Genomic DNA, 23,232 nt, shown 5'->3' with positions numbered 1-23,232 from the left:
GATGGTCACACCATCTTCTTTTAGTTAACTATTTATTTTTCAGTCAAAGCTGCCAATCCTGGAAGAACTTTACCTTCAAGGAGTTCCATTGATGCTCCACCACCAGTAGAGATCCATGAGAACTTGTCTGCACGACCAAGGTTGATGGCTGCAGCAGCTGAGTCACCACCACCGATGATTGATTTCACACCTGGTTGTTTCACGATAGCGTCCATGACACCGATTGTACCAGCTTGGAAGTCAGGGTTTTCAAATACACCCATAGGTCCGTTCCATACAACTGTTTTTGCACCAGTCAAAGCTTCGTCAAATTTAGCGATAGATTTAGGACCGATATCCAAACCAAGGAAGCCTGGGTCTACTGCTTCACCTTCAGTGTCTTTCACTTCAGTGTAGTCAGCAAATGCGTTTGCTTCTTTTGAGTCAACTGGCAAGATCAATTTGCCGTTTGCTTTTTCAAGAAGAGCTTTCGCAACATCCAATTTATCTTCTTCTACAAGTGAGTTACCGATTTCGATACCTTGAGCTTTGTAGAATGTGTAAGTCATCCCACCACCGATAAGCACTTTATCAGCTTTTTCAAGCAAGTTTTCGATAACACCAATCTTGTCAGATACTTTTGAACCACCAAGGATCGCTACGAATGGACGTTCTGGAGCTTCAACTGCTTCTTGGATGTAGGCAATTTCGTTTTCAAGAAGGAAACCAGCAACTGCTTTTTCAACGTTTGCTGAGATACCAACGTTAGATGCGTGTGCACGGTGAGCAGTACCGAATGCATCGTTTACGAAGATACCATCTCCAAGTGAAGCCCAGTATTTACCAAGTTCAGAATCGTTTTTAGATTCTTTCTTGCCGTCAACATCTTCGAAACGAGTGTTTTCAACCAAGAGAACTTGTCCATCTTCAAGAGCGTTAACAGCGGCTTCCAATTCAGCACCACGTGTAACACCTGGGATAAATTTAACTTCTTGTCCCAATTTAGCAGCCAAGTCAGCAGCTACAGGAGCAAGTGATTTACCTTCTTTGTCTGCTTCTTCTTTTACACGTCCAAGGTGAGAGAAGAGGATTGCACGTCCACCTTGTTCAAGGATGTACTTGATAGTTGGAAGAGCTGCAGTGATACGGTTATCATTGGTAATCACGCCATCTTTAACAGGTACGTTGAAGTCAACACGAACGAGAACTTTTTTCCCTTTCAAGTCAACGTCTTTAACAGTCAATTTTGCCATTAGATATGACTCCTTCTTTTTTTATACGTGTTAATTATATCACAAAATCAGCAAAAGAGATAGAAAAACCCTAAACTTTTCTTGTTCATTCTTCTATCTATTAACCTAAAAACCTAGGATTGCAGTGCGGGAAATAGTAATCTTCACATAATTCGGTTGGAATATTTTAGGCGAATTTCTTGATTGATCTGCCTAATTACTTCTACACTATCCTTTTTCTAAGATTTTAATCCTTAATATTCTAAACTCTACAGTCCTTCTTTTTGAATTGCTGGGTTTCTTATTATACAATATAACTAAAATAATTTCTTCAGTTTGTGCTATTTGAGATTAAAAGAAGGGGAATTGCTACCATGAAATTAGAAAGACTAATCTATATTTTACTGTCTCTTTTGAATAAGAAGAGAATAACAGCTAAAGAGATCGCAGAGAGGTTTGAAATATCTACTCGAACTGTATATAGAGACATGGATACACTCAGTTTAGCGGGGATCCCAATCTATTCGGAACGTGGAGATAAGGGAGGTTTCTATATACCGAGCGACTATAAGATAGACAGAAACTTTTTCACTGAGGAAGAGAGACAGTTTATCATTAATATGAGCCAAAATGTTAGTAAAATCGTTGGTCATTCAAGTCTTGACAGTATCGAACACAAGCTGTCTTCTCAAGAAATTACAAGAGCAAACAGTCCTTTTTACTTTGATCTCAGTTCCTGGACTCTTAATACAAATTATTTACTAGAAATTGAGGAAGCGATACAAACTGAACAGATGATTTCTTTTTCTTACTATTCGAAAAAACAAGAGAAAAGTCAGCGAACAGTTATTCCATACAGATTGATCTATAAACTGAATGCTTGGTATGTTATCGGTTACTGCTTAGAAAAATTAGATTTTCGTATTTTTAAATTAACTCGAATTCGTGAACTAGAACTAGTGGAGATAGAAGATAAACCATTCGATTATCCACGTTTATCTCAAGAAAAGTTAGAGCTTTTTTTAAATCCCCCAAAACATAAAGTGGAGGGGCAAAGAGAAGAAATCGAACTAGTTTTTACAAGATTTGCACTTCCAAAAATCTACGATTACTTCACGGAAGAAGAAATCAGAGTCGAGGACGAAATAATAAAAGTTCAGGCATTTAGAGCTTTAACTCCTTCGTTTTTTGATTTACTATTAAGTTTTGGTTATCAAGTAAAGGTCGTATCTCCAAGTCACTTACAAAATCTACTGGTCAGTACTCTCAAAAAAAATCTTCAGCAATATGACAACCTGTAGTCATATTTCCTTTTGTATACTCTTAAGTGGGCAAAATATTTCGTGATATTCATCATAGCCCAATTATTTTACAGGAGGTTCCAAATGGATACAAAAACACTTGCAGAAAGCTATTTTACGGCAGTAAATGAGGGAGGCTGGGAAGATTTCGTAGCTGAAAACTTTGACTATGGCATGTGCGATAGTATAGAAATTCGACAAGGACGTGATGTTTATTTGCAAGGCGCAGGCCAATTCTATGCTTTGAGCCAGCATCTTGAAGTGAAGCAATTACTTGTTGATGGTCGAGCAGTCTCAGCTTTAAATCGCTACCGTCTACATTCTCCTCAAGGAAAAGAACTAGAGCTGGATGTCGCAGAATTTCTGAAATTTGATGAATTTGATAAATTAGTTGCATCCAATATTTATTTCGACACCTATCGTTTCCAAAAATTTATCCAAGGAATTGAATAACAAAAATCTAGCTTCAAATTTACTCTTCAATTTCAAAACTAAAAACAAGGCCTGACTAATCTACAGTCAAACCTTGTTTTTTAGTTGTTATGAGAAATTCCAAGAATTCTAAATCGATTAGTCTTCTTTCTTCTTTCTAGCAAGCAAGCCGTAGCCACTCATTACTCCGAGGAGTCCCAGCGCTACTAGACTAGCATCTCTTGTCGCTCCCGTATTTGGAAGCTCTTTACTTACTTCTTCAATTTTTGCTGGCGTTGCTAAAAGCGCTTGATCCCTTGTTTGTGAGACTTGCTCTTCTTTCGTTCCTACTTCGACAATTTCTGGGATAGCTTCCTTGAGAACCTCAGTAGAATGAAGAGTGCGTTTGCCCTGGGCATCAACTTCTACAAAGCGACGAACTTGGCCTTCAACTCCTGCTTACTCCTGCTTGAACTAGCTGGCGTTGTCCTTTGAGAAGGGCTGCATTTGGTCGTTCTTGATGTTCGAAGGAAACTGTCCCCTCTTCAACTTCCAGTTTCGGAGTTTCTAGAACTAAATCTTTCACACCCTCAGCTGGTTGGTTGCTAGATAGAACTTTTATACCAACTTCGGTGATTTCTGGGATTGCTTCCTTAACTACCTCAGTCGAACGAAGAGTGCGTTTGCCTTGGTTATCTACTTCTACAAAGCGACGAACTTGGCCTTCAACTCCTGCTTACTCCTGCTTGAACTAGCTGGCGTTGTCCTTTGAGAAGGGTTTCGTTTGGTCGCTCCTGACCTTCAAAGGCTGTTGTTTCAGTTTCAATAACTAGTTCAGGGAGGGCCTCAACCGTTGGGGCCACTTCATTTGGATCCACGCTTCCAACATGATGACTTTCTTCTGCAGGGGCTAGTTTCTTATTTAGCTTTTCTTTCATTTCCGCAAAAGCTTGTGGAGTTGGCATTTCTGAAGCCAACAAGGTTTCTGCTTGGGCAATCAACTCATTTTGAGAATCTTTTGCACGGACGGATTCGAGCAAGCCTTCCAATTCTTCTCTAGCAGTTTGATAACGTTGATTTCCATCCAAGTCCGCTCCAGCTTGTTTCAATTCATTCAAGGCTTTGTTGACTTCTTCTTGACTGGCATCATGGTTTTCTGCAACAGCTTTCGCTGCATTAAGTTTCTCTACTAGTACAGCTTGTTTGTTCTCACTTGAGAAGGTATAGGCAAGGGTTGACTGGCGACCTTGGGCAGCAGTGATTTCTTGTTTGAGGTACTCATCGTTGACAGCTGCTTTTGGAGAAACCAAGACATCGAACTCAGCAGTGTGTCCCTTGTAATGCAAGGTCAAGGTTTGTCGTCCAGTCTTCTGAGCATCATAGCCCGTGATTTCAACACCTTGGTCCGTAAAAGCATGACTTTCTTCCGTCTCATCATCATAGAGAACACCGAAGCGACCTTCAGAGAGATCCAGTTGATCTCCTACTAGATAGTCTGTTTTTGGTTTCTGAGTAATGTACAAGCCTGCTACTTCCTTTGGTTTTCCTTCATCTTGACCAGTCACTTGTACCTTCAAGTCACCAGTAACTGGAAGTCCAAGGTAGCTGACTGTGAGCTTTTGTTCCCCTTTTTGATGAGCGTTGTAGCCAGATACTGTCACACCTGAGTGAGTAAGGTTGATTAGTTCATCGGCTTGTCCCCCTTCGTATTGAACACGGAGGGTTCCGCCTCTGAGGTCGAGATTTTCTCCCTCTTTATAAACTGTCTTCTTAGGCCCTTTTTCAAGACTCACTGCAGCAATTTTTCTCTCATCCTGTGGAATCGCTACTGCCAAGGTGTTACTGATTTCTTTGCCAGGTAGTTGGGTACGATAGTAGAGGAGAGTTGGTTGCTTGTTAAAGCCCAATGGTGCTGTTGCCAAGTCGCCTCCAGTTTCAGTCTTCAAGGTTGCAATTGGTGTTTGTGAATCTGCCTTGTCGTAAACGGTGATGGTTGCACCCGCTGGAACATCAGAGAAGCCTAGTTGAACTTGATGGTTTCCAAGTGAACGGGCAGCTACCTTAGCCATTGGAATATTTTGACTTTCTGTGTCCAAGGTTTCGTACATCTTCCAGTTATAGATACGAATGGCTTTCCAAGGTGTTCCGTTATCTGAAGTGATAACTTTTAGGCGCCAGTCTTGGGCAGTGATTGGTTTGTCAAGAGTGATATCTGTAACGTGCGCTTTGTTGCCACGGACTTCCTTAGCTAGTTTCCACTCGCCATCTGTATCCTTGTAATAAAGATCAAAGTCCTTGGTATTCATCAGACCATCGTTAACAGACTCACCACCAGCTCCTGCATGATCCATTACCCATCTAACAACGGTACGTGGCTTGGTCAAGCGAATATCCACACTACCGCTCAGCTGAGCTGAAGACCACTTATCTGACAAGCTAGTAATGGTACCATTCAACATACCTTCGATGCCTTCCCCGCCTTCAGTATTCGGGAAAGTGCTACCAATAACCTTTGCACCTAGAACGATATTTTCAGCTAAAGGTCTTGGAAGAGTCGTATCCTGAACTGTCATCCCCCAGTTAAAGGATGCCGTCGCAGCTTCGGAACGAAGGCCATTTTTACCAACTGCAACGACCTTCAATTCTTGAGTCGTACCAGTCGCATTAGCAGAACGGCTAACTTTTGGCAAGTAGATGGTTGAAGCAGATGATCCTGTCAACAAACGCCAGTTATCTCCATCTTTTTCGTAGACTTCATAGAAATCTGCATCTTGGTTACCCGAAAATTGAACCACTGCTTCAGCTTCTTGGGCATTCTTAAGAGATTGCTTCACCACAGAGAGACCTGTAGGCGCTTGCGGTGCTTGGTGACTGTCTGAAATTGTTAATTGTCCTAGGTTAAACTGATAATCTTTTACAGCTCCTTCATGCTCGAAGAAGAGTTTGACTGCATAGATGGTTTTACCTGCTAGTGAGCTGAGGTCAAATTCTTCATTCTTCCAGTCATCAGAGAGAGTCAGTTCTTTCCATGCAGCTGCATCCTCAAATTTGTAGTCTGGAGTCGTAGAGAAGGCCATATAAACTTTAGAGCCTTTTCCTCCCTTGTGGGCAACACGAAGTTTGGTTTTCTCTGTTACTTCTAGTTTGGTAGAATACAAATTCACATCCTGGTCCGTCTTACCAACTACATCACCTGAGAATTTAAGAGAGTTCCCACCATTATAGGCATCTGTAAAATCATATTCTGCACGAAGTTTTTCACCTGTCGAAGTCTGCCACCAGCGCCATGTTGGCAAAACACCTGAAACAGAACGGTAGTTCCACTCAGAATCCTTAGAAACTTTACCGTCAACAAACCATTTTCTACCATGACCTGTATTAAAAGAGGTGGTGAAGGTACGTCCTACTGCTGGTGTACGGTCAGCAACTAAATTGGCAATTCCATACCACTCTTTATCTGCTGGTTTTTGAGCCGTTGGATCACCTTGGTAACCTGTAAAGAAGATGTCTTCGTTCTTGTGGTAGTCTTCGCCTGTTTTTCCTAGACTGGTAATCGTATCTGGTGCAAAAAGTCCTAACGACAAACGCAACTTACCCTTTTCATCTAAGAGGGCATCCCATTTGACTTTGGTCTTATAAGAACCACCTTGTTGCAATTCCAAGCCTGCAAAGACATCATATTGACTACGCTCTAGCCATTTGGCCATCTCTACGGAGTGGTCATTCTTTTCCTTGTTCCAGTTGAAATTGGCAAAGAATTGATCTGCAGGGACTTTGTCACCTTCTTTTTGCATGAACTGGTAGTTGTAATCACCTAGACCATCTTCGTGGTAACGACCGTATTTGTAGGTCATGGCATCGTACCAAGCATACTTGATCGGGTGGTTGACTTTGGCTGCGTATTCTTTTGTATAGAGCATGAATTGGCGCATTTTTTCACCAAGAGGTGCTACCAATTCCCCCGTTGTTTCCTGATTGATGAAATAGCCATCAAAGCCATAGTACTTAGCGAGATCAACGAGTTTGCGTGCAATTGGGAATGTGCCATCCTCATCTTGTTTCAAGGCAGCGGCAAATTTCTCTTGGTCAGCAATACTGTTTGACCAGTTGAAAAAGAGTGTTCCATAAACGGGAACTCCGTTGCGGTGGCCTGCATCAATGACATCTGGAGTTGGAACTAGGCCTTCCCAGAAGACCATTGAATCCAAGTATTGCCAGTAGTCAAAAGCGTAGGCCTTGAATTCTTCTCCACCAACAGAATCGTGGTCTTTGGCCTTTGAGTTGGTATTTGCCAGCGCCTGGACCTTGGCTCTTCTGCTTGCTTTTTCATTGACCAACTGCCCTCTGTGGCGCTTGGCGAGTTCAACTGAGGAACGGTTAATAGGATCATCCTCACGCGCACCCGGTTCCCATTTTAACAAATCTTCCCAAGTATCAAACTTGATTTCTTTTGGTCGGAGACTCTTTTCTTCATTTTTGGGAACGTCTGCTAGAGTCGGTTTGTCGGCTTTCTTCTCAGCCACTTGAGGCGTTTCCTCTGGTTTAACTTCTTCTTTATCAGTTGGTTGAGCAGGTTTTTCAACTTTATCTGTCAGAGCGGGTTTTGCCTCTTCTTTTTCATTGACCAAATCAGCTATTGCTGGAGTGTTTTCTGAAATTGGTTGCTCAGCTACTTTGTTCTCTGTTTCCTCTAATTGTTTTTCAAGGGCTGCAGTATCTGGATTAGTTGTCTCACTTGTACTTGTAGCTTGGACGCTCGTATTTGCAGCTGTTTCAGGGACTGTGACTTGTTCGGCAAGAGCTGGGCTCGCGAATAGAGCTGAACCAATCATCAAGGAACAAGCCCCGATTGACAGCTTACGAATACTGTAACGGCAACGTTTTTCAAAAAATAGATCTTTCATCTTATCCTCCTAATAAAATATAAAGTAAGCGCTTTACTTTTTGATAAAAAGTAACTGTTCTCAGTGCACACCACCAGAACAGGATCATCTTCATTTTATCCTATATGAAAGCGATGTCAATCTATTTAACATAAAAACTATAACTAGGATAATAATCAGTAAAATTTGGACACAATCCTATAAATCATCTATCTTAAAGGAAATCTATCTCTCATTTTAAAAGAAAGTTCTTGTTTCTTATGAAAATTTCAGCTAAACACTTGTGAGATTTACTTTTATCCTTTAAAATAGAATAGGAGAAATTCCGTTATTATTTTTCGGAGGAAAAAGAAATGTCCATTAATTGGCAGGAAATTTTATTTCACTTTTTAGGAGGTCTAGGACTGTTTTTATACAGTATCAAGACCATGGGAGACGGTTTGCAACAAGCTGCTGGAGATCGCCTTCGTTTTTACATTGACAAGTACACTAGCAATCCCTTTTTAGGTGTTCTAGTCGGGATTGTCGTGACTGCCCTGATTCAGTCAAGTACAGGGGTTACAGTTATCACGGTTGGGCTAGTCAGCGCTAGTCTTCTAACCCTTAGACAGGCTATCGGAATTATCATGGGAGCTAACATCGGAACCACCGTTACTTCCTTTATCATCGGTTTCAAGCTTGGTGAGTATGCTTTGCCCTTGATTTTCCTTGGAACCATGTTCCTCTTCTTTACAAAAAACAGAACAGCAAACAATATCGGTCGCATCCTGTTTGGTGTTGGGGGAATCTTCTACGCCCTTAACCTCATCAGTGCCGGTATGAGCCCACTTAAAGATTTACCACAATTCAAGGAGTATATGGTCACTTTGGGACAAAACCCCATTTTAGGAGTGGTGGCCGGTGCAGTGATTACCGTCCTCATCCAGGCTTCCTCGGCTACAATCGGGATTTTGCAAGGCCTCTATGCAGGTGGCTTCCTCGACCTTAAAGGTTCACTACCAGTTCTCTTCGGGGATAATATCGGGACAACCCTAACAGTTATCATCGCAGCAGCTGGAGCCAATGTCTCAGCGAAACGCGTTGCAGCAACCCACGTTACCTTTAACGTTTTAGGAACTATTCTTTGCTTAATCTTATTAGGCCCCTTTACTGCTATGATCGAGTACTTCCAGGCACTCCTTCACCTCTCACCTGAGATGACCATCGCCTTCTCTCACGGTGCCTTTAACGTAAGTAACACCATTGTACAATTTCCATTCATCGGAGCCTTGGCCTACTTTGTAACCAAGATTATCCCTGGTGAAGACGAAGTTGTTAAGTACGAGCCTCTTTATCTCGACGAACAACTTATCCAGCAATCTCCTTCTATTGCCCTAGGAAATGCCAAAAAAGAACTCTTGCACTTAGGAAACTATGCAGCCAAAGCTTTTGACCTTTCTTATACCTATATCATCGGTTTGGATGAAAAGGTAGCTGAAAAAGGGCACAAGACAGAGGAAGCCATCAACACCATCGATGAAAAACTCACTCGTTACCTCATCAGACTCTCAAGCGAATCCTTGAGTCAAAAGGAAAGCGAAGTCTTGACTAACATCCTGGATTCGTCTCGTGATTTGGAACGGATTGGGGACCACGCAGAAGGCTTGCTCAACCTAACCGACTACCTTCAACGTAAGAATGTTCAGTTTTCTGATGCTGCTTTAGAGGAATTAGCTGAAATTTATCAAGCAACAACTGCATTTATCAAGGATGCCCTTGATAGTGTGGAAAACAATGATATTGAAAAAGCTCAGAGTCTGATTGAACGTCATAAAGAAATCAACAATATGGAACGCGTTCTCAGAAAGACCCACATCAAACGCCTTAACAAGGGTGAGTGTTCTACACAAGCTGGAGTCAACTTTATCGACATCATTTCCCACTACACTCGTGTGTCTGACCATGCTATGAACCTAGCCGAAAAGGTCATTGCTGAACAAATCTAATAACCTAAAAGCTATCCTGAATGGGATGGCTTTTTTCGTCTCCTAATTAAGAATTTCTTTTGAAACATATAAAAAATACTTTGATTCACAATGGAATCAAAGCATTTTAAAGAGTTCTCCAAACATGATAGCAGAAACTGCAGTGCCCCTATACTTGGCTTCTTCTCTTTTGATAAAGCGCGCCAAGTTGATCAACTCAGGTGCTGGGTGTTTGGGATTGATGAGCAATTCACGGGTGACCAGTCCTGAAAGTCGGACTGCTAGTAATTGCTCATTTGTAGTGGGTAGTTTTTTAGCAGTCTCTAGGAGAGCAGCAACTAAATCTTCACTCAAGCCCTGACGAGCATGGTTGTAGAGATCTCTTATAAGGCTTTCTAGGTTTGGTTCTGCCATCCCGACCACCTCCCTTATGCTTAATAATGTTTAATCAAATCAACCGTTGAACGATCCAATTTTTTCACCAAGGCTTGCAAGAAAGCTTGAGCTTCTAGGAAGTCATCCATCGCGTAGAGAGTTTGGTGAGAGTGGATATAACGAGCGCAGACACCGATGGTTGTTGATGGGACACCACCATTTTTCAGATGAGCTGCTCCAGCGTCTGTTCCACCTTTTCCACAGTAGTATTGGTACTTGATACCTGCTTCTTCAGCCGTTGTCAAAAGGAAATCTTTCATACCTGGGAGGAGCAAGTGACCTGGATCATAGAAACGAATCAAAGTTCCATCCCCAATCTTGCCTTGACCACCATAAACATCACCAGCAGGTGAACAGTCAACTGCCAGAAAGACTTCTGGGTCAAACTTGGTTGTGGAAGTATGAGCACCACGCAGACCAACTTCTTCTTGGACATTAGAACCAAGATAGAGTTCATTTCCCAGTTTTTGACCTGACAAGGCTTCTGCTAGCTCGCTCACCATGAGGACACCGTAGCGATTGTCCCAAGCTTTTGAGATGATATTTTTTTCATTGGCTGTCAAGATAGCGGAACTATCAGGGACAATGGTGTCACCAGGTCGGATACCAAAGCTTTCTGCCTCAGCCTTGTCTGCAAACCCACCATCAAAAATGATATCTGAAATTGCTGGCATAGTTGGGCCACCTGTTCCACGTGTCAAATGTGGAGGGACAGAACCTGAGATCACAGGAATTTCACGACCATCACGAGTAAAGAGTTTAAAGCGTTGGCTGCTGACCACCATAGGATTCCAACCACCGATTTCAACCACACGGAAGGTCCCGTCCGGCTTAATCTCGCTGACCATAAAACCAACTTCATCCATGTGAGAAGCGACCAAGACGCGCGGTGCATCGACAGCTTCTGAATGCTTGATACCGAAAATACCACCTAAGCCATCTGTCACTATTTCATCCACATGCGGTGTCAACTTTTCACGAAGATAAGCACGGACAGGCGCTTCGTGGCCTGAGATCGCAGCAAGCTCTGTTACTTCTTTGATTTTTGAAAATAATGTTGTCATATCAGTTCCTTCTTTCTGTCCTCCATTTTACCACTTTTTATAGGAGAAGGATAGTGGGAAGGTGGATTGGTTTTGACTCAGTTTTCCAATAAAAGAGAGTGTCAGATATTATTTCAGGAATTTTTCTTTCTTTTTACATTAAATTGTCAGAAAATTTATTGACAGATTAAAAAAATCGTGTTACATTATCTCCAAGGGTATTTTTATACCAAATCTACATGAAAGGACGGGGCATGAAACTCTCTCATATTTTAACAGGATTACTTCTACTCCTGGTCTTTCTCTCCATTAGTATTGGAACCAGTGATTTTTCTTGGGAAAAATTCTTTGCTTTTGACCAACAGACTTGGCTTCTCTTTCAAGAGTCGCGTCTTCCAAGAACCATCAGCATTCTCCTTGCAGCCTCCAGTATGAGCATGGCAGGACTCCTCATGCAGACCATTACCCAAAATCAATTTGCTGCTCCTAGTACAGTCGGAACGACTGAAGCCGCTAAACTGGGAATGGTGTTGAGCCTCTTTGTCTTTCCGTCTGCGAGTCTGACCCAAAAGATGCTCTTTGCTTTTGGCTCATCCATTTTATTTACCCTCTTCTTCCTGGCCTTTATGACTATTTTTTCTATAAAGGAAAGGTGGATGTTGCCCTTGATCGGGATCATCTATAGTGGGATTATCGGTTCTGTCACAGAAGTTATCGCCTATCGTTTCAATCTGGTTCAGAGTATGACGGCCTGGACCCAGGGCTCCTTCTCCATGATTCAGACCCATCAGTATGAGTGGCTCTTCTTAGGCCTCATTATCCTGATAGCCGTTTGGAAATTATCCCAAACCTTCACCATCATGAATCTGGGCAAGGAAACTAGTGAAAGTTTGGGGATTTCTTACTCTCTACTTGAAAAACTGGCCCTTTTTCTAGTGGCACTAACGACAAGTGTCACCATGATTACCGTGGGTGCCTTGCCATTTCTCGGGGTCATCGTTCCCAATCTTGTCCGCAAGCGCTATGGAGATAATCTGAGTCAAACCAAACTCATGGTTGCTCTGGTCGGTGCCAATCTGGTTTTGGCCTGCGATATCCTCTCTCGAGTCTTGATTCGGCCCTATGAGCTGTCTGTCAGTCTCCTACTAGGAATCATCGGTAGCCTCGTCTTTATCCTACTTCTCTGGAGAGGGGGACAAAAAGATGCAGTTTAAAAGCAAACATACCAAGCTCTTCTGCCTTCTCATTATTCTGGCCATCGGAGCTTGTCTCCTCTACTTTTGGCCCATCACTAACCTGTCTGCCTTTGCCTGGAAGCTGCGTTCCCAAAAAATCATCGTTTATCTCTTGGTAGCCATCGCGACAGGGATTTCGACCATTGGTTTTCAAACCCTGACGGAAAATCGCTTTCTGACGCCAAGTATTTTGGGAATCGAATCCTTCTATGTCCTGCTACAGACCCTACTACTGATATTTGAAAGCAAATTTCTACAGCTTGGGAAGTCTCCTATCTTAGAATTTCTAGTCTTGCTTCTGCTTCAATCCCTCTTTTTTCTCGCCTTACAAGGCTACTTGAAGACGCTGATGAAGCAAGATCTGGTCTTCATTCTGCTAATCTGTCTAGCCCTGGGAAGTCTCTTTCGAAATATCAGCACCTTCCTCCAAGTCCTGATGGATCCAAATGAATACGATAAACTGCAGAACAGTCTCTTTGCCTCCTTTCAGCATCTCAACACTTCCATCCTAGCCATCGGTTCTCTAATCATCCTCGCTTTGACAATCTTTTTCTTTCGAAAAGCAGTCGTGCTGGATGTCTTGCACCTGCAAAGAGAAACTGCTCAGATACTTGGACTCGATGTTGAAAAAGAACAGAGAGAACTCCTCTGGGGCATCGTGCTCTTGACCTCAACAGCCACTGCCTTGGTAGGGCCTATGGCCTTCTTCGGATTTATGCTGGCCAATCTTACCTACCTAATCGTCAAAGATTATCGGCACAAGTTGCTCTTTATCGTAGCCATTCTAATTGGATTTATTAGTTTGACCTTGGGGCAAGCCCTCATCGAACGAGTCTTTGCACTGGAAATTCGCATCAGCATGATTATTGAGAGCGTTGGAGGTCTCTTATTCTTTATCTTACTATACAGGAGGGCCCGTCGGTGAAACTGGAAAACATTGACAAATCCATTCAAAAACAGGATATTTTGCAAGACATTTCCCTTGAAGTCAGTCCTCAGAAACTGACAGCCTTCATTGGTCCAAATGGTGCTGGAAAATCAACTCTTCTCTCCATCATGAGCAGACTGACCAAGAAAGATCAGGGAATCCTCAGTATCAAAGGGCGTGAAATCGAGAGTTGGAATTCGCAAGAACTGGCCAAAGAGCTCACCATCCTAAAGCAGAAGATCAATTACCAAGCCAAATTGACTGTAGAAGAATTGGTCAGTTTTGGACGTTTTCCCTACAGCCGTGGTCGACTGAAGGAAGAAGACTGGGGAAAAATCCGAGAAACTCTGGACTATCTGGAACTGACCAACTTAAAAGATCGCTACATCGATAGTCTGTCTGGTGGACAGCTCCAACGTGTCTTTATCGCCATGGTACTGGCCCAGGATACAGACTTTATCTTGCTAGACGAACCGCTCAATAATCTCGATATCAAGCAAAGTGTCAGCATGATGCAGATCCTTCGGCGACTGGTGGAGGAACTTGGCAAAACCATTATCATCGTCCTCCACGATATCAATATGGCTAGCCAGTATGCGGATGAAATTGTTGCTTTTAAAGACGGTCAAGTCTTTTGCAAGGGAACGACTGCTCAAATCATGCAGGCTGACCTGCTCAGTCAACTCTATGAGATTCCCATCACGCTCGCGGATATCAATGGCAAAAAAATCTGTATCTATAGCTAACTATTCTGAACTCATGTTAGAGAACCCTCTGTCTCTTAGCTAACAAACCTATTTAAGAGACCCCCTACATCGTTATCACATTTTAAAAAGGAGAAATCATGAAAACATCCCTTAAACTTTATCTCACTGCCCTAGCGGCTAGCTTCTTGCTCCTACTTGGTGCATGTAGTACAAATACAAACTCAAGCACTAGTAAGACGGAGTCAAGTAGCTCTGCTCCAACAGAGGTAACCATTAAAAGTTCACTAGACGAGGTCAAACTTTCAAAGGTTCCTGAAAAGATTGTAACCTTTGATCTCGGTGCTGCAGATACTATTCGCGCTTTAGGATTTGAAAAGAATATCGTCGGAATGCCTACAAAAACTGTTCCGACTTACCTAAAAGATCTTGCAGGAAATGTCAACAATGTGGGTTCCATGGTTGAGCCAGACCTAGAAGCCATTGCTGCTCTTGAACCGGATTTGATTATCGCTTCACCACGTACCCAAAAATTCGTAGACAAGTTCAAAGAAATTGCTCCAACTGTTCTCTTCCAAGCAAGCAAGGACGACTACTGGACTTCAACCAAGGCCAACATCGAATCCCTAGCAAGCGCCTTCGGCGAAACAGGTACACAGAAAGCCAAAGAAGAATTGGCTAACCTGGACAAGAGCATCCAAGAAGTCGCTACTAAAAACGAAAGTTCTGACAAAAAAGCCCTTGCTATCCTCCTCAATGAAGGAAAAATGGCTGCCTTTGGTGCCCAATCTCGTTTCTCTTTCTTGTACCAAACCTTGAAATTCAAACCAACTGATACTCAATTTGAAGACTCTCGACACGGACAAGAAGTCAGCTTTGAAAGTGTGAAAGAAATCAATCCTGACATCCTCTTTGTCATCAACCGTACCCTTGCCATTGGTGGGGATAACTCTAGCAACGATGGCGTCCTAGAAAATGCCCTCATCGCTGAAACTCCTGCCGCTAAAAACGGTAAAATCATCCAACTAACACCAGACCTATGGTATCTAAGTGGTGGCGGACTTGAATCAACTAAACTCATGATTGAAGACGCTCAAAAAGCTTTGAAATAAGCAAGAAAACCCAACATCAGGTGATGTTGGGTTATTTTTTTTCTTGATTTCGTCTGAGGGAAAAGTGATCTGGGACAGGATCTTTTCCTATTGGCGACCAGGGATGGCAACGTAAAATCCGAGCCAAGCCCATCAAGACACCCTTGAAGCCATGTTTTTCAATAGCCTGGATCATGTAGTTGGAACAAGTAGGCTCAAAGCGACAAGAGGGTGGAAAGGTTGGCGAGATAAAGCGTTGGTAAAAGCGTACTGGCGCTATTAAGATTCGTTTCATCATTTCTTGGTTACAGCCATGGTGTGTAGTTGGCTGATTTCTTTTTTATTGAGGCGACGGGCTTCACCTGGACGAAGACCTGTCAAGTCTAAGTGTCCAAAACGTGTCCGAGACAACTTATCCACTTGAAGACCGACGGCTTCAAACATCTTTTTAACCTGATGGTTACGTCCTTCATGGATAGTCAACTGCACTACTGAGCGATTTTTAACTGGATCCACTTTGAGAATCTCATATACAGCTGGCTTGGTTTTCTTGCCATCAATCTCAAGACCACGGGTCAAGGGGCGGAGATTATCCTTATTGGCCACACCTTTAACACGCGCGACATAGACTTTGTCAATCTCATTACGGGGGTGAATCATTTCATCCGTAAAGTCCCCATCATTGGTCAAAATTAAAACACCGGATGTATCCCAGTCCAAACGTCCAACAGGATAAATACGTTCTTTTACATTGGGCAAGAGATCCACAACAGTCTTGCGGCCCTTGTCGTCTGTCACACTGGAAATCACTCCACGTGGTTTATTAAGCAGATAGTAGACCTTTTCTTCGTTGTAGATAGGTTGGCCTTCTACTTCAACCTTGTCGCCTGACTTGATGGTCGTTGCTAGTTCACGCACCACTTGGCCGTTGACCGTCACCAAGCCTTGCTTGATCAGCTCTTCTGCTTTTCTCCTACTGGCCACACCTGCGTGGGCAATATACTTATTGATTCTCATCTTCTTCTATCCTTTCACCAAATAATTGGCTTTCTTGGGCTTGAATCTCAAGCTCATCAATCACTGGCAATTCTTCCAAATGGTTAATTCCCATGTAATCTAGGAAATAATCCGTAGTCACATAGAGGTTGGGACGACCCAACACTTCTTTTTTCCCGTCTTCTCGTATCAAGTCAAAGACCTGCAACTTTGCCAAGGCCCCGCTCGAGTTAACCCCACGGATAGCATCGATTTCTATCCGCGTAATCGGCTGCTTGTAGGCAATGATGGACAAGGTCTCAAGGGCCGCCCGAGATAAACTCTGGTTGATGGGCGCTTTGGAGTATTCCTTCAAAATCGCTGCAAATTGAGGCTTGGTGACCAATCTGTATGCACCACCTGTCTCGATCAGGGACAAGCTCGAATCTTGGTCTTTTTCATACTTCTGGGCTAATTTTTCTAAACTCTGTTGGATGCCTGTCGGTGGCAGAGAGAGGAGTTCAGCCAACTGACGGACCCGAATCCCATCTTCACCTGCTACAAACAAGAGCGCTTCTATTTCTGCTAAAGTACTCATCTTTCCTCTCTATCAAGTCTAGCTTTGTGCCTCTTGACTTTCTTCATTTTTTTCCATGAGATAGATATCTCCGAAACTCTCCTCTTGCACGAGGATCAGTTCCTGGGTTTTGATTAACTCTAGGGTTGCCAAAAAGAGGGTAATAACCTCTTGAACATTCTGGGCTTCCTTGAACAAATCCTGCAAACGCAACTGGTCTCGTCCAGTCAAGGACTCTTTTACAATGCCCATCATATCCTCAATCTTATACTCATCCCGCAAGATGGTCGTGTGGTTCTGTGCGAACTCCTCTTTTTTCTTGGCTAGAATATTTGAAAAAGCCAAAAAGAGGTCAATGGTCGTCTTGTCATGTACAAGCTCCGCATCCTCGTAAATCAACTCTGTTGGCGCTTTGGAATAGTACTGGGCCCGATCTTGGTGCTTAGCCTCCAAGTGCTCACCCAAGAGCTTGAACTTGCGGTATTCTTCGATTTGGGAGAGAAGGTCCTGCTCTAGGTCATCCTCTAAGTCTGTCACTTCTGCTACCTTTGGCAAGAGCTTGCGACTCTTGATCAGCATCAACTGACTAGCCATGACCATGTACTCACCCGTCACTTCCAGACGCATGGCCTGCAGGGTTGAGACATAGGCTAGATACTGTTCGATGACTTCTGTGATGGGCACATCGTAAATATCCATCTGATACTTGGAAACCAAGTGCAAGAGCAGGTCCAGGGGCCCTTCAAAATCTTTTAATTTAATATCCATTATCTATATTTTTCTAAGGTCAGGACTGTTTTTAATCCTAGTTTTTTTGCAATTTCGTACAAATCAACCTTCTTTTCTATCTGTCTTAGAATGAACTGTTCCCGCAAGGCTTGAGCGGATAAGGTTGGGAAACCTTCCTCCTTGACAAAGGACTCTAGCTGACGAAAGGCCCACTGACGAGAATAGGCTTTTCCTCCCCTTTCAAAGAGATAGGTCTGCCCCATCAAGGGTTCTAGCTCTGGAATCAAGGTCGTGGGAATGGCTACAATCCTCTGTTGGGAAGCCTTGTTGATTCGCAGCACTTGAAAATCCAGATTGATATCTGCAACCTTAAGGGCTAAAATCTCACTTGGCAAGAGACCTATTTCCAAGATAAGAAGCGCCAGCAAGCGTCCTTCTGGATAATTACTTTCCTGCCAAAAAGAGTCTAAATTTAGAATCTCTGGCTTTTCGGTCTTCTTTTCAGCTTGTTTGGCTAATTCCAGACGGTAAAAGCTGTCCACTTCTCCGTTTCGATAGAGAAAGTAGAGAAATTGGTTACAGGCCGAAAGTTTTCGCTTCTGGGCGCTGATTTTTAGATTGGCTAGCTGGGCTTGGTAAATCTTAAGACTGGTCTCAGAGATCCGTTCCCCTACCATGTCTAAAAACTGCTCCAGATCATATCTATAGGACTGCTTGGAATTGGCAGACAAACCCTGCTTTCCCTCTAAAAAGTCTGAAATCCTATCTCTCATTTGCATCGAATCTCATATTCCTTACTAAAGTCATGCAAGAGGGCATTAACGGCCTTGAGGATGGACTTGCGCGTGATGATTCCTTGGAAAATTCCTTCATCATCTACCACTGGCAAGAAGGGTTCATCCACCAGTTTATGGAGAACCTCGGTGATGTTATAGTCTGGAGCGACGACTGCCACATCTGTCTTGGTCATATTAACGATATCTGTCGTTGCCATCTGTTCATCCGTCAAACCTTGCTCCATTTGATAAGCCAAAATATCTCTCAGACCAATGGTTCCGACAAAGCGTTTGTCAAAGGTCACGACAGGGATACGGGTATAGGTGATTTGGCTCAGCACCAAAATTGCATGGTCGGCATTGTGGGTATCAATCAAGGCTGCTAGATTCTCAGCAGGGGTAAGAAAAGTCTCTTCCTGCTCCAATAAAAATGCTTCAAATTCCTTGGCAATCATCGAGCAAACTCCTTGGACAAGCCTGGATAAACCTCATGGTCACGTGTCAAAAAGTCTACTTTAAAATAGCTGTCATCAATCTCCACTCGAGCATAGAGACATTCTCTGATAGTCCCTCGTGGTTGGCTGATGGAGCCTGGATTTAAAAAGAGTGTTTTGCCTTCCATCCAAGCATTTGGCACATGCAAGTGACCATAGAGACAGATATCGGCATCTTCTTCCTGAGCCCAGTAGTCCAACTTTTGAAAATTGAAATTGATGTCAAACAAGTGTCCATGCGTCTGGATGATCTTGGTCGGACCAAGTTGAGTTACCAAACGTTCTGGGTAGCCAGCATAAAAGTCCATGTTGCCTTTGACGACATGGATGCCTTCCCAGAGCGGAGAGTCTGGACGGAGTTCTGAGTCACCATCGTGAAAAATGGCATCAACTTTACCCAGATAGCGGTCACGAATTTCTTCCACAATCAAGCTATCGCCATGGGAGTCACTCATTACAATGATGGTTTGCTTTGCCATGATGGAAATACCTCCAAAAGTTTCTTAACGGCTAAGGCACGGTGGGATTGGCTATTTTTTTCTTCAAGGGTTAATTCGGCTGCTGACTTACCTGTCTCTCCCACAAGGAAGAGGGGATCATAACCAAAACCATTCTCCCCCTTGGGTTCAAAGTTGATATAACCTGGCCAGTCAGCTTCGACCACCAAGCTTTCCTTGTTTGGACTAGCTACGACTAGGGTTGTGTGGAATTGAGCCGAACGGTCCTTGAGATCAAAGACCATGGCCAATTCGTGCAAGAGTTTGGCATTGTTTTCTCGGTCAGTTGCTCCTACACCAGCGAATCGCGCTGACCAGACTCCTGGCAAACCGCCAAGGACATCGACTTTGAGACCTGAGTCATCTGCCAAAACCATCTTTCCTGTTAATTGGGAAATAGTTTCTGCTTTAAGTCGAGCATTTTCTTCAAAGGTCATACCTGTTTCAGCTACTTCAGGCAGATCTGGATAGTCATTGAGATTTTCCACATCATAGCCTAACTTGTCAAAGATAGCTCGGAATTCCTTGGTCTTGCCTTCGTTACGAGTCGCAATGAGCAGAGTTTCTCTGACCTTGTTAGTTTCAAAGAAGGCTTCTACATCGACTCCTTCTTTAGGCAATTCGACATGCAAAAGCTGTCCATTTTCAACCAAGAGCAGGGCTCCCTGACGTTGGATGACTTCCAGATTGCGACCTGCTTCAGCATTTAAAATCTCAACGATAAAGGAGAGCAGACGGAAGTTAGAAGACCAGCGCATCACCGTTATCGTAATCGGAAAGCCATTTTCTTCATCACGAAAAATCCGCGCTAAATCCATAAAATCAAGCTCGAGAGGATCTTTGATAAGGCTATAGATGCCTCCATAGACATCCCAGACACCGACATACCAGTCCTGATCGTCTTTGTATTCATAAATTTTGTTTGTCATAAAGTTACATGCTCCACATGAATTTCTTTTTCCAGCCATTCTGCTCCAATTTGGGCAAAACTTTGGCTATTGGCTGTTGTGTAAAAACGATGTTGAAGAGGTCCCGCATCTCGGCTACGATTGATTTCAAAATAGTTCAGCAAAACCGAGATATCCCGTACACACTCTGCCCCACTATCGATGAGCTGAACCTTTGGTCCCATGACATTTTGGATGATAGGGCGAAGGAGTGGGTAATGGGTACAACCCAAAATCAGGCTATCTACCTTTCCGACCAAGGGGCGCAGGGTTTCATAGACCACTTTCTTGGTGACACTGGTTGACAGGGCACCAGACTCCACCAAGGGAGCAAACTTGGGACAGGCCAAACTCTCCACCTGTAAATCCGGATCCAGATCATGGATTTTTTGACGATAGATGTCTGATTGGACCGTCATGGGCGTTCCAATGACTCCGATTTTCCCACCTTGACTGGACTTGATGGCTGCCGAAGCTCCTGGCAAAATCACGCCTAAGACAGGAATATCTAGTTGGGCCTTGATTTCTTCCCAAACGACTGCAGTCGCAGTGTTACAAGCAATGACAATCATCTTGACATCCTTGGTCAAGAGAAAGTTGACCAACTGCCAAGTATATTCACGGATTTGCTCAGCAGGACGGGGACCATAGGGTGCCCGTGCCGAATCTCCAATATAGACGATTTCTTCATGGGGAAGCTGGCGCATGAGCTCACGAACAACAGTCAAGCCCCCGACACCCGAATCCAAAAAACCAATTGGTCGATTATCCATACAGTCTTCTTTCTAGTCTTTTTTCTGATTGATAGTTCATCATAATTACTCGTCCTAAATGAACGGATAGACAGCTTGATAAAATGTCAACTGCCTCTCTCTTAATCATAATCAAATATCAATAGAATGCAAGGAAAAAGTCTTATCCTTGAGAACTATCGAACATAGTGAGAAGTCTGGAACTTTCATCCCAGACTTTTCCTATTTATTTTTTCTTTTTATTGTTAGCAAGGGCTGCTTTTTGTTGGCGGATGATTTGGTGGTAAACTTGTTGTACCTTGGCCTCGCTTGGTTTTTGACCATTTGCGCTCAAGAGAGCACGAACCGCCTCAGCGTTCAAACGTGGGTTGTCTGCAAATTCTTTTTCGATTTGCTTACGAACCAAGTACATCCCTCCAAGAGCTCCTCCTAGAAAAGCTAACACAATCAAGATAATTGCTAAAAGTAAATCCATTCTTTTTCTCCTGTTTCTTTTTGAGTCTTCTATATTATACCATAAAGTGACTTTCCTGACTAGTTTGTTTTACGCTTTCAAAAAGGGCAATAGACGACAAAAAAGGAGCCCTGCATTTCAATGAAAGAGAGCTCCTTGCTGCGTTTAATTTACATAAATAGCCAGTGTTTGATACGGTTTGAGCAGAATTTTTTCTGATACTTCTACATCTTCATAGTTTGAAATCAGAATCTGTCCATTTTGGTAGACCACTGGCAAGTCGATTTCCACTTCTGTGGCATAAAAGTTATTGAGGACCAGTAACTTTTCATCCTCATACTGACGTTCAAAGGCATAGACTTGCTTACTATCTTCAAAGGCTGGTTTGTAGCTTCCTTCTGAAATGATCGGCATTTCCTTACGAAGTCGAATCAAGTTTTGGTAGAAGGTGAAAATTGGGCCTTGGATTTCATTTTCTACGTTAATGTGTGGGTAGGATTTCCCTACCTTCAGCCATGGAGTTCCTCTTGTGAAACCAGCATTTTCTGAAGCATCCCACTGCATGGGAATGCGTGAATTATCTCGTGACTTGGCCTGAATAATCTGGAAGGCTTCTTGCTCACTTTTCCCTTCTTTTAAGAGCGTCTGATAAGCATTGATAGACTCGACATCCACATAGTCAGCCATGGAATCATAGCCTGGGTCAACCATGCCAATTTCCTCACCCATGTAGATATAAGGTGTCCCACGTGACAGGTGAATGCTGGCAGCCAGCATAGTCGCCCCTTCCTTGCGGAAATGTTGAATATCGACAAAACGATTTAAGGCTCGTGGTTGGTCGTGATTGTTCCAAAAGAGGGCGCTCCAGCCGTTTTTGTCACTCATTTCCTTGCCCCAGCTATGGTAAAGACTTTTCAACTCTTCGAAATCAAAGGGAGCTAAAGTCCACTTCTGCCCATCCTTGTAGTCCACCTTGAGATGATGGAAATTAAAGGTCATGGATAATTCTTGACGGTCAGGTGACGAATAGAGGACACAGTTTTCCATGGTGGTTGAAGACATTTCCCCAACTGTCATAAAACTATCATCTGATCCAAAAGTGGCTTGGTTCATCATGCGCAAATAGTCATGAACGATGGGCTTGTCTGTGTAAGCTGGCTTTCCTTCATTGTCAGGGCAATCCACTAAGACCTCATCCTTACCGATCAAATTGATCACATCAAATCGGAAACCTTTGACTCCCTTGTCTCGCCAGAAATTAACAACCTTGAAAAGCTCCTTGCGGACATTGGGATTGCGCCAGTTAAGGTCAGCTTGGGTCTCATCAAAGAGGTGGAGGTAATATTTCCCCGTATCCCCGAAAGGCGCCCAAGCAGAGCCACCAAACTTAGACTGCCAGTCTGTCGGTTGGTCTTGGATGAAGAAAAAGTCTTGGTAGTACTGGTCGCCAGCTAGGGCTTTCTGAAACCATTCGTGTTCTGTCGAACAATGATTGAGCACCATATCTAACATAAAGTCAATCTTGTGCTCCTTACCGACACGCACCATCTCCTCAAAATCAGCCATATTACCAAAAAGAGGATCCACTGCCATATAATCTGAAATATCGTAACCATTATCCCGTTGAGGGCTTGGATAGAACGGATTGAGCCAGACCATATCCACGCCCAGTTTGGCTAGATAGGGAATTTTTTCGATAATCCCACGGAAATCCCCAATACCATTTCCAGTGGTGTCTTTGTATGATTTTGGATAGATTTGATAGACTACTTTTCCTTTATCAAGTGTCATCTGTTTCTCCTTTTCTGATAAAAGGGAGGAACTG

At 43.2% G+C, this 23,232-nt stretch carries 21 protein-coding genes and 1 pseudogene; 7 read left to right on the top strand and 15 right to left on the bottom strand.

The features are described from left to right. Positions 1 to 32: 32 nt before the first annotated feature. Positions 33 to 1,232 carry a phosphoglycerate kinase gene (locus V470_01630; GenBank protein AHZ47151.1) on the bottom strand — a complete coding sequence of 400 codons (1,200 nt, stop codon included), beginning with the start codon at positions 1,230 to 1,232 and terminating at the stop codon, positions 33 to 35. 353 nt (positions 1,233 to 1,585) lie between these two features. On the opposite strand from V470_01630, the gene V470_01625 reads away from it, so the two are divergent. After that, the gene (locus tag V470_01625; GenBank protein AHZ47150.1) at positions 1,586 to 2,512 is read left to right on the top strand and encodes a transcriptional regulator; all 927 of its coding nucleotides are present in this window, start codon (positions 1,586 to 1,588) and stop codon (positions 2,510 to 2,512) included. Positions 2,513 to 2,596: 84 nt separating this feature from the next. Then, positions 2,597 to 2,965 (top strand): hypothetical protein, encoded by a 369-nt coding sequence (locus V470_01620; protein AHZ47149.1) that lies wholly within the window; start codon positions 2,597 to 2,599, stop codon positions 2,963 to 2,965. Between the two features lie 117 nt (positions 2,966 to 3,082). On the opposite strand, the pseudogene V470_10515 reads toward V470_01620, so the two are convergent. After that, positions 3,083 to 7,827 (bottom strand): annotated as a pseudogene (locus tag V470_10515) (endo-beta-N-acetylglucosaminidase). 332 nt (positions 7,828 to 8,159) lie between these two features. Here V470_10515 and V470_01610 point away from each other — a divergent pair. After that, entirely contained in the window at positions 8,160 to 9,791 is a 1,632-nt protein-coding gene (locus tag V470_01610) for a sodium-dependent phosphate transporter (GenBank protein ID AHZ47148.1), read from the top strand. A 96-nt stretch (positions 9,792 to 9,887) separates the two neighbouring features. On the opposite strand, the gene V470_01605 is transcribed toward V470_01610, so the two are convergent. Continuing rightward, positions 9,888 to 10,184: an enterocin immunity protein gene (locus tag V470_01605; protein ID AHZ47147.1), complete on the bottom strand. Its 297-nt coding sequence runs from the start codon at positions 10,182 to 10,184 to the stop codon at positions 9,888 to 9,890. Between the two features lie 20 nt (positions 10,185 to 10,204). Further along, positions 10,205 to 11,269, bottom strand: a complete 1,065-nt coding sequence (locus tag V470_01600) for a glutamyl aminopeptidase (GenBank protein ID AHZ47146.1) — start codon at positions 11,267 to 11,269, stop codon at positions 10,205 to 10,207. Between the two features lie 233 nt (positions 11,270 to 11,502). On the opposite strand from V470_01600, the gene V470_01595 reads away from it, so the two are divergent. The 4 genes from V470_01595 to V470_01580 all read left to right on the top strand — a co-directional run bounded on the left by V470_01595 (position 11,503) and on the right by V470_01580 (position 15,227). Further along, positions 11,503 to 12,462 (top strand): ferrichrome ABC transporter permease, encoded by a 960-nt coding sequence (locus V470_01595; protein AHZ47145.1) that lies wholly within the window; start codon positions 11,503 to 11,505, stop codon positions 12,460 to 12,462. Then, positions 12,452 to 13,408 (top strand): ferrichrome ABC transporter permease, encoded by a 957-nt coding sequence (locus V470_01590; GenBank protein AHZ47144.1) that lies wholly within the window; start codon positions 12,452 to 12,454, stop codon positions 13,406 to 13,408. The genes V470_01595 and V470_01590 overlap by 11 nt, the downstream gene beginning before the upstream one ends. Continuing rightward, the gene (locus tag V470_01585; GenBank protein AHZ47143.1) at positions 13,405 to 14,157 is read left to right on the top strand and encodes an iron ABC transporter ATP-binding protein; all 753 of its coding nucleotides are present in this window, start codon (positions 13,405 to 13,407) and stop codon (positions 14,155 to 14,157) included. The genes V470_01590 and V470_01585 overlap by 4 nt, the downstream gene beginning before the upstream one ends. A gap of 98 nt (positions 14,158 to 14,255) precedes the next feature. Further along, on the top strand, positions 14,256 to 15,227 hold the full coding sequence (locus tag V470_01580) for an iron ABC transporter substrate-binding protein (GenBank protein ID AHZ47142.1): 972 nt from the start codon (positions 14,256 to 14,258) through the stop codon (positions 15,225 to 15,227). Positions 15,228 to 15,258: 31 nt separating this feature from the next. Here V470_01580 and V470_01575 read toward each other — a convergent pair whose 3' ends face one another. From V470_01575 to V470_01525, 11 genes are all read right to left on the bottom strand, one after another. Continuing rightward, positions 15,259 to 15,501, bottom strand: a complete 243-nt coding sequence (locus V470_01575) for a membrane protein (GenBank protein AHZ47141.1) — start codon at positions 15,499 to 15,501, stop codon at positions 15,259 to 15,261. After that, positions 15,501 to 16,223, bottom strand: a complete 723-nt coding sequence (locus V470_01570; GenBank protein ID AHZ47140.1) for a pseudouridine synthase — start codon at positions 16,221 to 16,223, stop codon at positions 15,501 to 15,503. Before V470_01570 ends, V470_01575 begins: the two co-directional genes overlap by 1 nt. Continuing rightward, a complete protein-coding gene (gene scpB, locus V470_01565; protein ID AHZ47139.1) occupies positions 16,210 to 16,779 on the bottom strand; it encodes a segregation and condensation protein B in 570 nt (189 codons plus the stop codon). The genes V470_01570 and scpB overlap by 14 nt, the downstream gene beginning before the upstream one ends. 18 nt (positions 16,780 to 16,797) lie before the next feature. After that, positions 16,798 to 17,526 (bottom strand): segregation and condensation protein A, encoded by a 729-nt coding sequence (scpA, locus tag V470_01560; GenBank protein ID AHZ47138.1) that lies wholly within the window; start codon positions 17,524 to 17,526, stop codon positions 16,798 to 16,800. Continuing rightward, the gene (xerD, locus tag V470_01555) at positions 17,526 to 18,266 is read right to left on the bottom strand and encodes a site-specific tyrosine recombinase XerD-like protein (GenBank protein ID AHZ47137.1); all 741 of its coding nucleotides are present in this window, start codon (positions 18,264 to 18,266) and stop codon (positions 17,526 to 17,528) included. Before xerD ends, scpA begins: the two co-directional genes overlap by 1 nt. Further along, positions 18,257 to 18,718: a hypothetical protein gene (locus V470_01550; protein AHZ47136.1), complete on the bottom strand. Its 462-nt coding sequence runs from the start codon at positions 18,716 to 18,718 to the stop codon at positions 18,257 to 18,259. The genes xerD and V470_01550 overlap by 10 nt, the downstream gene beginning before the upstream one ends. Further along, on the bottom strand, positions 18,715 to 19,236 hold the full coding sequence (locus V470_01545) for a metallophosphoesterase (GenBank protein AHZ47135.1): 522 nt from the start codon (positions 19,234 to 19,236) through the stop codon (positions 18,715 to 18,717). Before V470_01545 ends, V470_01550 begins: the two co-directional genes overlap by 4 nt. Next, the gene (locus V470_01540) at positions 19,212 to 20,183 is read right to left on the bottom strand and encodes a deoxyribonucleotide triphosphate pyrophosphatase (protein ID AHZ47134.1); all 972 of its coding nucleotides are present in this window, start codon (positions 20,181 to 20,183) and stop codon (positions 19,212 to 19,214) included. The genes V470_01545 and V470_01540 overlap by 25 nt, the downstream gene beginning before the upstream one ends. Continuing rightward, positions 20,180 to 20,974 carry a glutamate racemase gene (locus V470_01535; GenBank protein AHZ47133.1) on the bottom strand — a complete coding sequence of 265 codons (795 nt, stop codon included), beginning with the start codon at positions 20,972 to 20,974 and terminating at the stop codon, positions 20,180 to 20,182. Before V470_01535 ends, V470_01540 begins: the two co-directional genes overlap by 4 nt. A gap of 205 nt (positions 20,975 to 21,179) precedes the next feature. Then, positions 21,180 to 21,428 (bottom strand): hypothetical protein, encoded by a 249-nt coding sequence (locus V470_01530; GenBank protein ID AHZ47132.1) that lies wholly within the window; start codon positions 21,426 to 21,428, stop codon positions 21,180 to 21,182. A gap of 144 nt (positions 21,429 to 21,572) precedes the next feature. After that, positions 21,573 to 23,198, bottom strand: a complete 1,626-nt coding sequence (locus V470_01525) for an alpha-amylase (protein AHZ47131.1) — start codon at positions 23,196 to 23,198, stop codon at positions 21,573 to 21,575. Positions 23,199 to 23,232 lie beyond the last annotated feature (34 nt).

Source organism: Streptococcus sp. VT 162 (assembly GCA_000688775.2).
Lineage (GTDB): Bacteria > Bacillota > Bacilli > Lactobacillales > Streptococcaceae > Streptococcus.
Note: the sequence above shows the minus strand (reverse complement) of the source record. Positions and strands in the feature narration are given on the sequence as shown.